We start from the raw sequence: 14,696 nt of genomic DNA, 5'->3' as shown, positions 1-14,696 counted from the left end.
AAAATACCCCTTTCACTCCCAAAAACACCCCTTTTACTAAAGGCTTTCGTATTCTCTTTGTAGGTGCTTTCAATCATTGTAAATTTGTATAACAGAAATTTCTTTACTAGTTATTTAAGGTTTAACCTTTTTATTTTAAACTAGTTACATGCGCGCATTTCGAGTTACAGCTAGCATCTGGCTCATTTAACCGATGTCTAAATTTAAAACGAAATGTTATGAAACTATTACGTTCATTTATTGCCCTTTTACTAATTGCTATGGTAAGTTTTTCTTGTACTAAACAAGATCTTAATGAAGAAGAAACATTAACCAATGATACCGAGGTATTTGCCACTGGTGGAGATAACGGAGGAAAAGAAGATCCACCACCTCCAGGACAAGGAAGTTAGTTAAAATTAAAATAGCTCTAAACTTTGGTTTAGAGCTATTTTTTTTAGCTTTATCAGAATTTAAAAAATACAAATGCAAAATTTTTTCTATAGATTATTATCTATCTTGCTAATTCTATTTTGTACAGTTAATTGTTCTCAGGACAAAATTCAATCTACTCCAACTCAAACGAAGCAGGTTACGGATAGTATAGAGTATTATGTTAAGCAATACAAGACTTCTAAATCTTTCGATAAAGGAAGAGATTATCTTACAAAAGCACATAAGTTATGTCGGCATCTTAATGACTCTACTAGGTTTAATTGTTTATTAAGTATTTCTAACTTAATCTATAAAAAGGATACTGTTTTATTCAAAAAGATGAATGCTGAAAAGTTAACATTAGCAGTCAAACTTAAGGATACCTTAAAAATTGGTTTAACCGAATACATGTACGGGTACTACTATTTAAATACACAGAGAGATTTGGATACCGCCTATTATTTTTACAATAAGGCCAGTAAACTTTTTAAAAAAATAGATCATAAGAGATTGTTAGGTCGTAGCTATTTTGATATGGCTCAAATACGTAGTGATTTTAATGATAATACAGGAACTGAAAAATTGACTTTTCAAGCTTTAAAAGAATTTGAAATGTTAGAAGAATTGCCATTTAAGTTTCTTTATAATTGTCATAATCATTTGGGTAGTAATTTTGCAGGACTCAAGGAGTTTGATAAAGCTTTAATACATTATGATAAAGCTTTAATTTATGCTAGCAAGACGGATGATAAAACCCTTGCAGGCACAATTTATAATAATATAGGTTTAGTTCACAAGGAGAAAAAAGATTATGTAAAGGCAATAGAGTATTATAAAAAAGGTTTGGATTATAAACCTTTAAAGTATGAATACCCTAAACTTTATGCTACGTTAAAAAGTAACTTGGCCTACAATAAGCTAAAAACTTATGATACTTTGGGAGTATATGAAAATCTTATAGAAGCGCTTAAAATTAGAGACAGTTTAAAAATTTACAAAGGAATTTCTTCGAGTTATCAGCATTTGGCGGAGTACTGTGCCTATAATAAAGATACATTAAAAGCTATTCAGTATGCGAATCTTGCTGAAGAAGTAGCTCGTAATGCTGAAGGTAATGTAGACAGATTTAGATCTTTGAAATTACTCTCGATTTTAGATAAAAAGAACGCGGATGATTATTTGAAGACGTATATAGATTTAACGGATAAAATTCATGCAGAAGAACGTAAAGTAAGAAACAAGTTTACCAGAATAGAATACGAAACAGATGCTTATATAGAAGAAACGGAACGCTTAACTACACAAAATATATTAATTTCTGTTATTGGCGGTATTTTTGTTGTACTCTTAGGCTTACTATATTTTATACGTCAGCAACGGGCAAAAAACAAAGAATTATTGTTTGAACAAGAACAACAGAGGGCTAATGAAGAGATTTATATTTTAATGCAAAAACAGCAGACCAACTTAGAAGAAGGACGTACCCAAGAACGGCATAGAATATCTGAAGAATTGCATGATGGTGTTTTGGGTAAATTGTTTGGTGCTAGGGTAGGCATGGGCTTTTTAGATTTAACAGGAGACCAAGAGGATGTAAATGAGTACAAATCTTACTTAGGTGAATTACAAGGTATAGAGAAAGAAATAAGAGATATTTCTCATGCGCTTAAAAATAATATTCTAAAGTCCGATACAGGTTTTATAGATATTATTGAAGATTATGTAGCGGGACAGCTTAAAGTGCATCATTTAAATTATGACATCGAAAAAAATAAAAATATTAATTGGTCTAATATTGATGATAAACTAAAGGTAGCCTTATATAGAATCATTCAAGAAGCTATTCAAAATATAGTTAAACATGCCAATGCTAATAATGTTAGTATAGCTTTCACTAAAACCGAAAAAACATTACATTTGAGTATTAAAGATGATGGCAAAGGGTTCATTAATCTTAAACATAAAAAGGGTATTGGGCTTAAAAACATGGAAAATAGAGTGTTAAAGCTTAATGGAGGTTTTAATGTTGAATCTAAACCCAACCAAGGTACCATAATTAAAGTTTCAGTTTCAACGTAGTATTGCACATGTCTAAAGTATTTAATGTATTAATTGTAGATGATCATCCTTTAATCGTAAAAGCCTATCAAAGCGCCGTAAAACATGTCGGTAAAAGACAAGAGTTTGATTTTAAAATTGATACTGCCAATAATTGTGATTCGGCTAATGCTTTAATTCAGCAGTATATAGGTGCAGAAGGATTAGACCTCGTGTTTTTAGATATTAGTTTACCGCCTTCAGAAGATGGAAAGATTATTTCGGGAGAAGATTTAGGGATGCTTATAAGAGAGGTTTTACCCGAAGCTAAGATTGTTGTTTCTACTACCTACACAAAAAATGTAAGATTAAATAGCATTTTAAAAAGTATAGACCCTGATGGGTTCTTAATTAAAAACGATTTAACACCTGAAGTTCTAACTGAAGCTATTGAAAGTGTTTTAGAAGAACCACCATATTATTGCAAAACAGTCTTAAAGTTTTTACGTAAAAAATCTACCAATGATTTTGTTTTGGATAGAACAGATAGACAAATGCTTTTTGAGCTATCTAAAGGAGCAAAAATGAAAGATCTTCCGGGTATTTTAAATCTTTCTATAGCTGCTATAGAGAGAAGAAAACGTATTCTTAAGGAAGAATTTAATGTAGAAAGTAAAGGCGATAGAGAGCTACTACAAGCAGCAGAAGATTCTGGTTTTATATAATTTCTTATATAAAAAAAAAGCTCCGGACCTCTCAACGTCCAGAGCTTTTGCATATTCTCGCCCTAATAATTATAATAATTAATTAATAGCTACTGTAAAATTAGTACTAAGAAGCTTAGAGTGTTTAGGGTTTTACCTTGGTATTTTAAAGGTGTTTACATTTTGTTTTTAATGTTTTGTAGTTTTGTGTAAGAATAATTCCTTTAAAAAAAAGAGGACAAACTTTATAAAAATAAAATTGTCCTCTTTTTTTGTGGAGTCGGAGGGACTCGAACCCTCGTCCAAACAAGTAACCAAAGAGCTTTCTACACGTTTAGTCTTTACTTAATTTTAGGTAATAAGCTGGCTAAAAACTACCCACTTAAAACTTAGCTTCTAAATCTCGGTACTACATCAAAGCACTGTAATACCTTAGTTTATATTTACGATGCCTCTAAAAAGAACGCCATAAACTAGGGCTTTCCGGAGACATTTAGCTTGCGCACCTTGTGCGCCGAGGCTTGAACTTACTATAATTCAGTTATTAAGCAGCTAAAGCGTAGTTATTTTCGCCGTTTAAAGTTTGATTTAGCCTTTTAGGTGTTTCAAAATCATTACACCACGTGCTTACTGTTCAATTAATCTCGCTGTCAAAACCAGTCGACCCCTTAATTAAATTCATTCTGAACACACTTTAGGATACTTTAAAACAATATAATTCATTTCAAGTTCCTAATGCGGGCAGCAAAGGTATCAAAAACTTTCAAATTCGTTTTAAATACCTTAAGGTTAAATCAAAAATTATTCCATAAAAGCTCTATTGTTAGAGAAACAATAATATCCCACAGTCAAAAATGTTCCGAATAAAAGTGTGAATAACCAAGCCTCAGCATTTTGATTAGGATGAAAGATAATCTGAATTATATCTTTAAATAGGTTTATTGGTTTCTGGATAATTTCCCAGGAATTATATCTTAAAAACCTTCCCAAATACACGCCAAAACTAGATAGAAATAAAATACAAAGGGTTAGTGATTTTGGAAACTTAATATTAAACCGATGGCTAAGTATTTCTTTTATGTCTATTAATGAATAATAGAATAGTATTAATCCATTAAAAGCAAAAGAACTTATTACCAAAACATCTAACCAAAGTAATTTAGAATCCCCATTATTTAAATGCAATAAATCTGTTACTATATAAGGGGCATTGGGTAGAAAAAGCAGCCAAACCAAACACCATAGTAAGACCATTAATTTGTTAAGTTTGGGAGTACTTATCAAATAAGTGGAAATGATAAATGGGATGACTGCTAGAAACAGATTCCAAACTAAAAACAAGTAAATAAAGGAATGTGTAATTCTTATTTTAATCATTAGCAGAACTAAGCTAAAAGCGATTGAAACACTTAATAGTGCAAATGTTTTGAACTGACTAAAAACCAATTTTTTAATATGTGTCATTCTTTAGAATTTTCGATAATTAATATGGTTAAAATACCTAGTGTATAGGCAACTAGATCTGTTGTTTGAAACGTAGTTCCAAGTATGATTCTTATGATGTTATTTTGGATGTTTAAATAATCTAAGACGTTAAAAAGTTGCAGGAATTCTATAATAAATGAAAAGACAAGTACGCCAATAGCTATTAAATTAGAATACCCTTCTATAAATATTTTTATAAAACAATAGAGTAAGATAACTACTAAATAGTCTCCTAAAGTGTGTCTAATGAATCCGGTTTTTATAAAACAAGCAATACTTACTTCGGTTAGAAATAATAAAAAGGTTAAAAGTTTATAGTTTTTACTAAGACTGAGTATCATGATATTAGAGTGATTTTGTTTAAACCAAATAGCCTTTTAGTTGCTATAACGCTGTCTAAAGTTTTAAAATTAGAAACATCCATATAGATGTTGTTTTCAGGAACACCAAATTCTATTAAGTCATTCTTTAAATCATTGTTTGTCGTATTACAATTAATAAGGATGAGTTCAATTTTTTTTGATTTAAATAGGCTCAGAGTAGTTTCAAGAATGTGTTTATAGTAAAGGTTAATTTTACCTGATATTATATACTTTTCTATGTTAGATACTACGCCAATTTTATTTTTAGGAATTTGTGAAATACAATCATATTGTTGACCAAAATTGATGCAGTGCACTAATGATTTTAACTTGCTCATGTATTTAGTTTTTGGTTGTACTGCCTTACGCTATGATATTTTTATTTTCTTACCCAAATATTTAGGTTGAACATTAAATAACACATCAAAAGAAGCCTTAGTTTTTGCTAAGTATTCCCTAAGTCTAGTTTTGTAAGAATATTTGCCATGAGTATCTTTTGCATTAAAAGCAATGGCCTTTATATTTTTATGTTTAGCTATGTAAAGAGCTCTCTCATTATGAAATTGTTGGGAGATTATGGTAACCGAATTTAGTTGAAAGACCTCTTTTGCTCTTACTACAGAATCAAGTGTTCTAAATCCTGCATAATCCAGAAATATTTTGTGTTCGGGAATACCTTTTTTTATGAGATCATTTTTAAAGTCTGTAGGTTCATCGTAATCTTTTCTACCATTATCTCCACTTACTAAAATGAACTCTATTTTACCTGAATTAAATAAATCTATAGCAGCTTGCAATCTATATTTATAGTAGAGGTTTATATGGCCACTTGACGTGAATTTACCTGCTCCTAAAACTAAGCCCACCTTATTTTTGGGAATATGCGATATATCATCATAGATTAAATTTTTGGTTTGATAAACAATCCAATTGTTTATTACGAAAACATAAACGATTGTTATGATCAAGCCCCTAAATAGAAGTTTTTTTAGTTTCATGTTTTGTTGTTTTTGTGTTCGATTTTGTAAACCATATCCATGCTTGTAAGGATGTGAAAAATGCGGAAAACCAAAAGAAATAGACTTCAGTAACTAAAATAAACCCATATAGGCATATGCTAAAACTTGTGATTGCGTAATATGGAAAATACCTTTTAAAGACAACTTCATTATCTCTGTTTGCTTTATCGGAATTCCAGAAAAATGGCAAAATTGTAAGTATAATAACTATAGAACAAGAAATACCAATAGGAAGCATTGAAAGAGGAATACCAGCAAGCATTAATGTATCAAAACCTTGATCACTAATAATTATGGACCAAAATATGATGGTTGCCAATAATGTTGATTTAAAAATGGTTTTGCTAACGTACATTCTCCTACTGCAATTTGAAGTTATCATAATTAAATTCCTGCCAATTATTACGTTTTAATTGCTGTATGTACTTGTTGTATTTGTTTTCAATTTTGCGCACTTTTTCTTCATCTAAGTTTATGTTCTCGCAATGTTCTTTTAATACAAAAACATTATTATTAGATAAATTAATTAGGTAGTTAAAGTCTATAGACTTGGCAAAGTTTAAGTTGTAATGCGTAATATGAGCATCCCAATTAATAGTACAAGAGATAACAAGAATGGCAAAAGCAGTAATGGTATTAACTCTTAATAAGTACCAAAGGTTTTTAATGTTCTTAACTTTTATGGCAGTGGTGGTTAAGCCAATTACGGTAAGTAGTAAATACATTAAAACTCCAATTCTCTTATAAGTAAAACCAAAGTAGTAAATGTACTGACAGTCTTTAATAGCAGTATTGATTACCAGGATCAGATTTAAAACTATCCATATATAAGCAAGCATTTTTAGATGTGTATTCTCCTTATAAAAGTTGAGGTTGCCTCTAAAGAAGTATAGTATTATGGCTATGGCCATTACAATTGAAGCAATTAGAGCATTAATGCCGCTATGAACCTGATTTGAGTAAACCGAAGCTCTGAGGTCTTTGGTAGAAAGTAAAAAGGTAAAATCTGTAATTAAAAAGAAGAGGATAAGTAGATTTAATAGCGCTATTAATACAACCCCTAATTGGTTCTCTTTTTTAAGAGTTGTTAGTAGTAGTTCGTGCTTTTGAGTAAGATTATTATTTGTGTTTTTATCTAAAGAGGTTGCAGGATCCACCTTTACCGGTTTTGAAATGTTATAAAGCAGATAATAGCCAAAAAAGGATAATAGAATCCATTGAAAATTAATAAAACCAAAGTCAATTTTATTAATTAAATCGTTGAAAACAGGATTTCCTTTTCTGTAAAGACTAATAAAGATTGTAATAACAGCCAACGGAATACCAATTATTTTAATCCATTGCACGTAATCAATATCTTTTTTAGGTTTTACGCGATCTTCCGTTTTGTCTATAGCAAAATTTCTGTGGAAAAAACCCGCAACAAAAGTGTAAAACCCATTCAACCAATTCACATAAATAGATGTATTCAATTCCGAAACGTGGCCAACAAGGGTAAGAAAGGATAAAATATTAGCTATTAGCGCTAGGTTTGAATTAAAAAAGAAAAAGCTAATGGCAGATATAACATAGAGTAAACTATAGGCAACGGTGCTTTTTCGTTTAAAGGCTTTTAAGTTGTAGGTAATTAATACGGCTAAGGTGATAAGGCAAAAAAAGGTGATGTTTAATCCGAGACTTTGCTCATAGAAAAGAGTACTAAATAATATACTCCCAATAATTAATGTTACTTTTTTCATATTACATGGTTTTAAAGTACTTTGAAATACAAAGTAAAATTGTAAAAAAATTTATGACTGATTCTTTATTATTTTTTCCAATGCTTCAATATGTTTTTTAAACTCTCTTTTTCCAAGAGCTGTGGTAGAGTAGCGGGTATTCGGTTTTCTTCCAATAAATTGTTTTTCTACTTTTATATATTCTGCCTTTTCTAGAGCTTTTGTATGACTAGCTAAGTTACCATCTGTTGCTCCTAAAAGCTCTTTCAGCATATTAAAATCGGCATACTCATTTACCATTAAAATAGACATAATACCCAGTCGTATTCTATGATCAAATAGTTTATTTATGTTAGTAATAATACTCACGTCAACTAATTCTTAAAAGTTCAAAGTTACTGAAAACTGTTACTAAAAAGCCTAGAACTATTTTCTATCATATTTAAAATGCATCCATGTGCCGTAAACAATATGCATGACCCCAAATCCTAGCACCCAAAGCCAAAATCCGTAACCGGGTTCATAGGCTCCAATTAAACCTAGAATAATCTGAATATAACCAAGGTATTTTATGTCGCCAATGCTATATTTAGAGGCATTTACTAGGGCTAAACCGTAGAAGATTAACATTAATCCACCAGATTGTCCATATTTGCCTTGAGTAAGAATAATTAAAATGTATAAACCGCCAACTGCAAGAGGAACTAAAAAGTTAAATACCAGTCTTTTGGAAGTGCTATCCCAAATTTTTGCGCCTTGTTTTTTCGCTTTTCTGGTGGTTAACAAAATGCCTGTAGCTACACTAAGTAATCCGACCATTACTAATGTAAATAAACAGGATTCAAATACCCAACCGTGAAAGTACATTATACCATTGCTGTATTGAGTAACTAAATAGTACGCAATACTAGCGCCAATTAAAGCATAAGTTCCAGCCAATATTCCGGATAGACCGCTTAGGGAGATAAACCTAGAAGATTTATTCATTAAATCTTTAATCTCGCTTATATCTTTTAAATAATCTTTAGACTCCATATAAAGTACTTTGAAATACAAAGTAAATAAATATTTTTTAAAATCACTTCATAAAATTTTGTTAAGTTTGATTTGAACAAGGAATGCCTTAAAGAATTGAAACCTGTAGACGAGTACTTTTTTAATCAAAAAGAGCCTTATCAATCCATTATGCTCTATGTAAGACGCGTAATTTTAAACACACTTCCGGAAGTAACCGAGCGTTATACGCATAGAATACCTTTTTACAATATTAATAAGAAACCCTTAATCTATCTTAATATCTTAAAAGGAAAAGATTATGTTGATGTTGCTTTTGTTCATGGTATTCTTCTGGAAAAGGAATTTCCCATATTACGAAACGACAGAAACGGCAAACAAGTAAGATCTGTTCAATTAAAATCTATTGAAGATTTGAACCAAGAAAACTTTGAGGAATTACTATACGCTGCTTCAGAATTAGTGAAAAAATCCAAAAGACCTTGGCACATGTAATTTTACTGTTTTGGTTTAAATAACCTAAAGTGCGCTCCAAAAACAATGTTTCTTTGAAGAAAGAAAAAATGATGCTTAGCCTTGTTTGCAGGATCACTTGTTGTCTTAGAATTTAGCATATTAATATATCCTCCTTTTAATTCACTTTGTACAAAAAAGTGCTTAAGAAAGGTAATGTTTAAACCTACTTTAGCAGAAGCGCCAAAACCAGAAACTGAGAATTTATCATTTTTTTCTCTTCCTAAGAATGTTGCATTGGTTCTAGGGAATAAAACTCCTGCGCCAACTCCTACAATAGAATTAAAATAGACGGTTTTCGGATTAGTTTTAATAAACTTTAAATGGTCATTTCTATTTAATTCTAAATTTATATAGTTAAGTCCATCGGTATATTCAAATTGTAAAAAATCATCTTCAACAGTAATGGTTTCATTGTTATAGGTGCCATCAAAAGTACTACCATCGCTAATATGCCCGTTAATAGTAACATCTTGGGGTCTATCTACCACATATTTCATATGATCAAAGCCAAAAGAAATACTATAATTATCATTTAAAAAGTACCCAATTCTAAAATTGGTCTGTGGAATTGTCATTCTACCCGGATTCAAATGTTCCTTAAACCCGAATTTATCCTGTGGATTATCATGAGCAGAAACATTATACAAAGTAAAATTATGATCAGGACCACTAAAAGTAATATCACTTTTGGTGTAATCTGCTCTATTCCATCCCCAATAAAGATAGAACTTGCCTTTTTTTGAAGGATTATATTCTGTTGTAGGATTATCTTGAGAAAATGATAAGCTTGTAAAAAACAATAAACTTAGTAGGCTTAAAAATTTAATATTCATGAATTTGGAATATGTGTTTTGAGAAAATATTTGCAAATGAACGGATAATAGTCATTATGGACTACTAATTCCTCTTAAATAATAGTTAAATTAAAGGCTTTGAACAGTTTTTCTAATGGCAACTAGATTGGAAAGTAATTGTTCTAAATTATCAAGATGAAGCATATTAGCACCATCACTCTTAGCATTAGCTGGATCAAAATGGGTTTCAATAAATAAGCCATCTACATTATTAACAACACCCGCTCTTGCAATAGTTTCAATCATGTCCGGTCTTCCACCAGTAACTCCTGCGGATTGATTTGGTTGTTGTAAAGAATGCGTAACATCTAAAACAGTTGGCGCATATTGGCGCATTGTTGGAATCCCTCTAAAATCTACTATCATATCTTGATATCCGAACATAGTACCTCGATCCGTTATCCAAGCCTTATCACTACCCGAATCTTTTACTTTTTGAACGGCATGTTTCATAGCCTCTGGGCTCATAAATTGTCCTTTTTTTAAGTTAACAACTTTTCCAGTTTTAGCAGCAGCTACCACCAAATCTGTTTGTCTAACTAAAAATGCGGGTATTTGCAAAACATCAACAAATTGAGCAGCAAAAGCAGCATCAGAAACTTCATGAATATCAGTTACCGTAGGAATATCAAATGTAGTAGAAACTTTCTTCAATATTTTTAATGCTTGCTCATCTCCAATACCAGTAAAGCTATCAATTCTACTGCGATTTGCTTTCTTAAAACTCCCCTTAAATACATAAGGAATTTCAAGTTTGTCGGTTATCTTAACAACTTTTTCGGCTATTCTAAGTGCCATGTCTTCACCTTCTACAGCACAAGGGCCACAAAGTAAAAAGAAGTTGTTGGAATTAGTATGCTTAAGCTTTGGAATATCTTGAAGGTTCATTATGATTATTTGATAATTTTTAAAGGCACAAAGATACTACTTTACATCCTAATATTTTTGGTTAAAATGTTCTACATATTTACAGGAAAAGGACAATAAACATTCCAAGGATAGGATATAGCATACATGCCCATGTTTACTAGAAAAAATGAATGGACAAAATAATGTTATATATCCATTATTATTGAGTAACTTTGCACGCTGAAAATCAAGGCTAGGTATGAAAAAAATTAAAAACATCGCTATTATTGCGCACGTAGACCACGGTAAAACAACTTTGGTTGATAAGATTATGTATCACTGTCAGTTATTCCGTGAAAACGAAAATACTGGTGATTTAATTCTAGATAATAACGACTTAGAACGTGAACGTGGTATTACAATTACCTCAAAAAACGTTTCGGTAACATACAAAGACACCAAAATTAATATTATTGATACTCCTGGTCACGCCGATTTTGGAGGAGAGGTAGAGCGTGTTTTAAACATGGCAGACGGTGTTTTATTATTAGTAGATGCTTTTGAAGGGCCAATGCCACAAACTCGTTTTGTATTACAGAAAGCAATTGATTTAGGTTTAAAACCTTGCGTGGTTGTTAATAAAGTTGACAAAGAAAACTGTACTCCAGATGAAGTACATGAGAAGGTGTTTGATTTAATGTTTGAATTAGGAGCAGAAGAGTGGCAATTAGATTTTCCAACAGTATATGGTTCTGCAAAGAATAACTGGATGAGTGAAGATTGGCAGAAACCTACAGAAAATATAGAACCATTGTTAGAGATGGTTATTGATCATATACCAGAGCCAAAAATTGATGAAGGTACAACTCAAATGTTAATTACATCTTTAGATTTTTCATCCTTCACTGGAAGAATTGCTATTGGGAGATTAACCAGAGGAGAACTAAAAGCTGGTCAAAATATCTCTTTAGTTAAAAGAGATGGTAGTGTAGTAAAATCTAGAATTAAGGAATTGCATACGTTTGAGGGCTTAGGAAGAAAGAAAGTTGAAGAAGTACAGGCTGGAGATATTTGTGCATTAGTAGGTCTTGAAGGATTTGAAATTGGTGATACGGTAGCGGATTTCGAGAATCCAGAAGGTTTAAAAACTATTGCCATTGATGAACCAACAATGAGTATGTTGTTTACAATCAATGATTCGCCTTTCTTTGGAAAAGATGGTAAATATGTTACTTCTCGTCATATTAAAGAACGATTAACAAAGGAACTTGAAAAGAATTTAGCATTAAGGGTTGAAGATACCGATAGCGCAGATAAGTTCATGGTTTTTGGTAGAGGTGTATTGCACTTATCTGTCTTAATTGAAACAATGCGTAGAGAAGGTTACGAGTTACAGATAGGTCAGCCACAAGTAATCATTAAAGAAATTGATGGTGTTAAATGTGAACCAGTTGAAGAGATGACTATAGATTTACCAGAAGAAGTTTCGGGTAAAGCTATTGAAATGGTGACTTTACGTAAAGGAGAAATGCTTAGTATGGAAGCTAAAGGAGACAGAATGGTTTGTGAATTTATAGTACCATCTAGGGGTATTATAGGTTTAAGAAATCAGTTATTAACTGCAACTGCTGGAGAAGCTATTATGGCGCATAGATTTAAAGAGTTTCAACCTTTAAAAGGAGGTATTCCAGAAAGACAAAACGGAAGTTTGGTATCTATGGAAAATGGTACAGCTATTCCTTATTCAATTGATAAATTACAAGAAAGAGGAAAGTTTTTTATCGATCCGGGAGAAGATATATATGAAGGTCAGGTAATTGGAGAGAATTCCAGAGGAGATGATATGACTGTTAATGTTACAAAAACTAAGAAGTTAAGTAATGTTCGTTCTGCTGGAGCAGATGATAAAGCTAAAATTGTACCAGCTATTAAATTTTCTTTAGAAGAAGCTTTAGAATATATTCAAAAAGATGAATATGTTGAGGTTACGCCAAATCACTTAAGATTAAGAAAAATTTTACTAAAAGAAGTAGAACGTAAACGTAATAAATCTATTTAATGGATTTATTTGGTATATCAATAACAGAATGGATTGGCTATGTTGCTATGGCCACCGTTCTGTTATCTTTTTTAATGAAATCTGTAACAAAACTTAGACTAGTCAATTTATTAGGATGTCTGTTTTTTGTGGTTTACGGTATTTTATTAACTCCAATTTCTAAGCCAATAATTATTACAAATACCGCTATTCTCTGTATAAATATTTACTATTTGCTTAAAAAGGTTAAATAAGGATTTTGTTTTACACTTTATCTATAAAACCCAAAATGTAAGTATAAACGTATATTGATTTTGTATATTTGACGTTGTTGGTATACCCTCAAAATGCTATTATCAAAAAGGAGAAAAAAAATATCAATTGAAAAAGCTAATTGATTACATAAATAAAAACGTTTTAGTTAATGTAGCCTCATTACAAATTGTTTCTGTTGTAACTAGGATTATTGCTGGACTATTAACATCCAAGGCCATAGCAATTTATATTGGAGCAGAAGGAATGGCTTTAATTGGTAACTTTCAAAACTTTGTAAGTTCTCTTCAAAATATTTCAGTTATAGGTTCTTATAAAGGAGCTGTAAGATATATTTCTAAATTTAAGGAAGATATAGAAGAGCTTAGTAAAACAATTTCCACTGTTTTTTATGCTGGTTTTATTGCTACTGTAATTGTTTCTGTAGCATGTTACTTTAATGCAGAGCATATTAAAGATATTATCTTTCCTAGTTACAATAATTATACGTTAGCAATAAAAGTCTTTGCAATTGTACTTCCTTTTTATGCTTTAAATATGTTCTCTTTTTCTATAATGAATGGATTTTCGAAGTATAAAATCCTGATCATTATAAACATCATAGGTCAAATCTTAAGCGTATCTATTGCTTTATTATTAATATACCAAGAAAAATTAAAAGGAGCGTTAATTTCTGTGGCAATTGCCGAATCATTAATATTCCTTATAACACTTGTTGGTATAACAAACAGGAGAAGTTTAGTACCACTCATAAAGGCACATAAGGTAAGCTTAAGTTTCCTAAAAAAATTAGCACCGTATTCCACAATGGCATTGTTTTCAGCTATTATATTGCCTTTGGTAGCAATTGCAATTAGAACATACATTATAGAAAATATTGGTTATAAAGATGCTGGGTATTGGGAGGCTATGACGCGTATTTCCAAGTACTATTTAATGTTTGTAACCTCTTTAATGACGCTTTATATTTTACCTAGGTTTTCTGAAATTACGAGTAAAACAGAGTTTAAAAAGGAAGTTTTTGCGTTTTATAGAACAGTAATGCCCTTTCTAGCAATTGGGCTACTTCTAATCTACTTTTTAAAGCATATTATTGTTTTAGTTATTTTTACGGATGAATTTCTGCCAGTTGAAGATTTGTTCTTTTGGCAAGTGCTAGGAGACTTTATTAAAGTACATTCTATGGTAATTGCATTTCAGTTTATAGCTAAAAAAATGTTCTGGCATTATATTATTACCGAAGCGTTATTAATTGTTATACTGTATTACAGTAGCATCTATTTCTTAAATTACTTTGAAGATGTAATAGGTGCTGTATTTGCTCATTTTGTTAGCTATTTAGTATATTACATCATTATTTTAAGTATTTTTTGGACTTCCTTGTTTGGTTCCAAAGAAGACGTAATTAAATAA

Annotated in this window: 17 protein-coding genes and 1 other RNA gene; 7 read left to right on the top strand and 11 right to left on the bottom strand. The window is 31.0% G+C overall.

Annotation, left to right across the window (positions count from 1 at the left end; all coding sequences use genetic code 11):
* The first annotated feature begins 218 nt into the window (after positions 1-218).
* From FUA24_RS25010 to FUA24_RS04590, 3 genes are all read left to right on the top strand, one after another.
* Positions 219-392, top strand: a complete 174-nt coding sequence (locus tag FUA24_RS25010) for a hypothetical protein (protein WP_187388164.1) — start codon at positions 219-221, stop codon at positions 390-392.
* 73 nt (positions 393-465) lie between these two features.
* On the top strand, positions 466-2,493 hold the full coding sequence (locus FUA24_RS04595) for a tetratricopeptide repeat-containing sensor histidine kinase (RefSeq protein ID WP_148540233.1): 2,028 nt from the start codon (positions 466-468) through the stop codon (positions 2,491-2,493).
* A gap of 8 nt (positions 2,494-2,501) precedes the next feature.
* A complete protein-coding gene (locus FUA24_RS04590; protein WP_148540232.1) occupies positions 2,502-3,176 on the top strand; it encodes a response regulator in 675 nt (224 codons plus the stop codon).
* A gap of 251 nt (positions 3,177-3,427) precedes the next feature.
* Here FUA24_RS04590 and ssrA read toward each other — a convergent pair.
* The 9 genes from ssrA to FUA24_RS04545 form a co-directional block, all read right to left on the bottom strand.
* Positions 3,428-3,823, bottom strand: a transfer-messenger RNA (tmRNA) gene (ssrA, locus tag FUA24_RS04585).
* 133 nt (positions 3,824-3,956) lie between these two features.
* Positions 3,957-4,532, bottom strand: a complete 576-nt coding sequence (locus tag FUA24_RS04580) for a DUF1361 domain-containing protein (protein WP_246146951.1) — start codon at positions 4,530-4,532, stop codon at positions 3,957-3,959.
* 83 nt (positions 4,533-4,615) lie between these two features.
* Positions 4,616-4,981, bottom strand: a complete 366-nt coding sequence (locus tag FUA24_RS04575; RefSeq protein WP_148540230.1) for a ribosomal maturation YjgA family protein — start codon at positions 4,979-4,981, stop codon at positions 4,616-4,618.
* Positions 4,978-5,340, bottom strand: coding sequence for a hypothetical protein (locus FUA24_RS04570; RefSeq protein WP_148540229.1), 363 nt, complete (start codon positions 5,338-5,340; stop codon positions 4,978-4,980). Before FUA24_RS04570 ends, FUA24_RS04575 begins: the two co-directional genes overlap by 4 nt.
* Positions 5,341-5,370: 30 nt before the next feature.
* Positions 5,371-6,000 (bottom strand): SanA/YdcF family protein, encoded by a 630-nt coding sequence (locus tag FUA24_RS04565; protein WP_187388163.1) that lies wholly within the window; start codon positions 5,998-6,000, stop codon positions 5,371-5,373.
* Positions 5,975-6,340, bottom strand: coding sequence for a hypothetical protein (locus FUA24_RS04560; RefSeq protein ID WP_148540228.1), 366 nt, complete (start codon positions 6,338-6,340; stop codon positions 5,975-5,977). The genes FUA24_RS04565 and FUA24_RS04560 overlap by 26 nt, the downstream gene beginning before the upstream one ends.
* 40 nt (positions 6,341-6,380) lie before the next feature.
* On the bottom strand, positions 6,381-7,760 hold the full coding sequence (locus tag FUA24_RS04555; RefSeq protein ID WP_148540227.1) for a DUF4153 domain-containing protein: 1,380 nt from the start codon (positions 7,758-7,760) through the stop codon (positions 6,381-6,383).
* A gap of 51 nt (positions 7,761-7,811) precedes the next feature.
* Positions 7,812-8,108 (bottom strand): winged helix-turn-helix domain-containing protein, encoded by a 297-nt coding sequence (locus FUA24_RS04550; RefSeq protein WP_148540226.1) that lies wholly within the window; start codon positions 8,106-8,108, stop codon positions 7,812-7,814.
* 57 nt (positions 8,109-8,165) lie between these two features.
* Positions 8,166-8,774, bottom strand: a complete 609-nt coding sequence (locus FUA24_RS04545) for a hypothetical protein (RefSeq protein WP_148540225.1) — start codon at positions 8,772-8,774, stop codon at positions 8,166-8,168.
* Positions 8,775-8,846: 72 nt separating this feature from the next.
* Between FUA24_RS04545 and FUA24_RS04540 the strand changes: the two genes are divergently transcribed.
* Positions 8,847-9,248 (top strand): DUF1801 domain-containing protein, encoded by a 402-nt coding sequence (locus FUA24_RS04540; protein WP_187388162.1) that lies wholly within the window; start codon positions 8,847-8,849, stop codon positions 9,246-9,248.
* Between the two features lie 2 nt (positions 9,249-9,250).
* Here FUA24_RS04540 and FUA24_RS04535 read toward each other — a convergent pair whose 3' ends face one another.
* Together FUA24_RS04535 and kdsA are read right to left on the bottom strand one after the other, a co-directional pair.
* A complete protein-coding gene (locus FUA24_RS04535) occupies positions 9,251-10,102 on the bottom strand; it encodes a hypothetical protein (RefSeq protein WP_148540223.1) in 852 nt (283 codons plus the stop codon).
* Between the two features lie 90 nt (positions 10,103-10,192).
* Entirely contained in the window at positions 10,193-11,011 is an 819-nt protein-coding gene (gene kdsA / locus FUA24_RS04530; protein WP_148540222.1) for a 3-deoxy-8-phosphooctulonate synthase, read from the bottom strand.
* A 220-nt stretch (positions 11,012-11,231) separates the two neighbouring features.
* On the opposite strand from kdsA, the gene typA reads away from it, so the two are divergent.
* The 3 genes from typA to FUA24_RS04515 all read left to right on the top strand — a co-directional run bounded on the left by typA (position 11,232) and on the right by FUA24_RS04515 (position 14,696).
* A complete protein-coding gene (gene typA / locus FUA24_RS04525) occupies positions 11,232-13,031 on the top strand; it encodes a translational GTPase TypA (RefSeq protein ID WP_148540221.1) in 1,800 nt (599 codons plus the stop codon).
* Positions 13,031-13,264, top strand: coding sequence for a uroporphyrinogen decarboxylase (locus FUA24_RS04520; RefSeq protein WP_148540220.1), 234 nt, complete (start codon positions 13,031-13,033; stop codon positions 13,262-13,264). Before typA ends, FUA24_RS04520 begins: the two co-directional genes overlap by 1 nt.
* 127 nt (positions 13,265-13,391) lie before the next feature.
* Positions 13,392-14,696 (top strand): O-antigen translocase, encoded by a 1,305-nt coding sequence (locus FUA24_RS04515; protein ID WP_148540219.1) that lies wholly within the window; start codon positions 13,392-13,394, stop codon positions 14,694-14,696.

The sequence above is a fragment of the Seonamhaeicola marinus genome (assembly GCF_008085455.1).
Note: the sequence above shows the minus strand (reverse complement) of the source record. Positions and strands in the feature narration are given on the sequence as shown.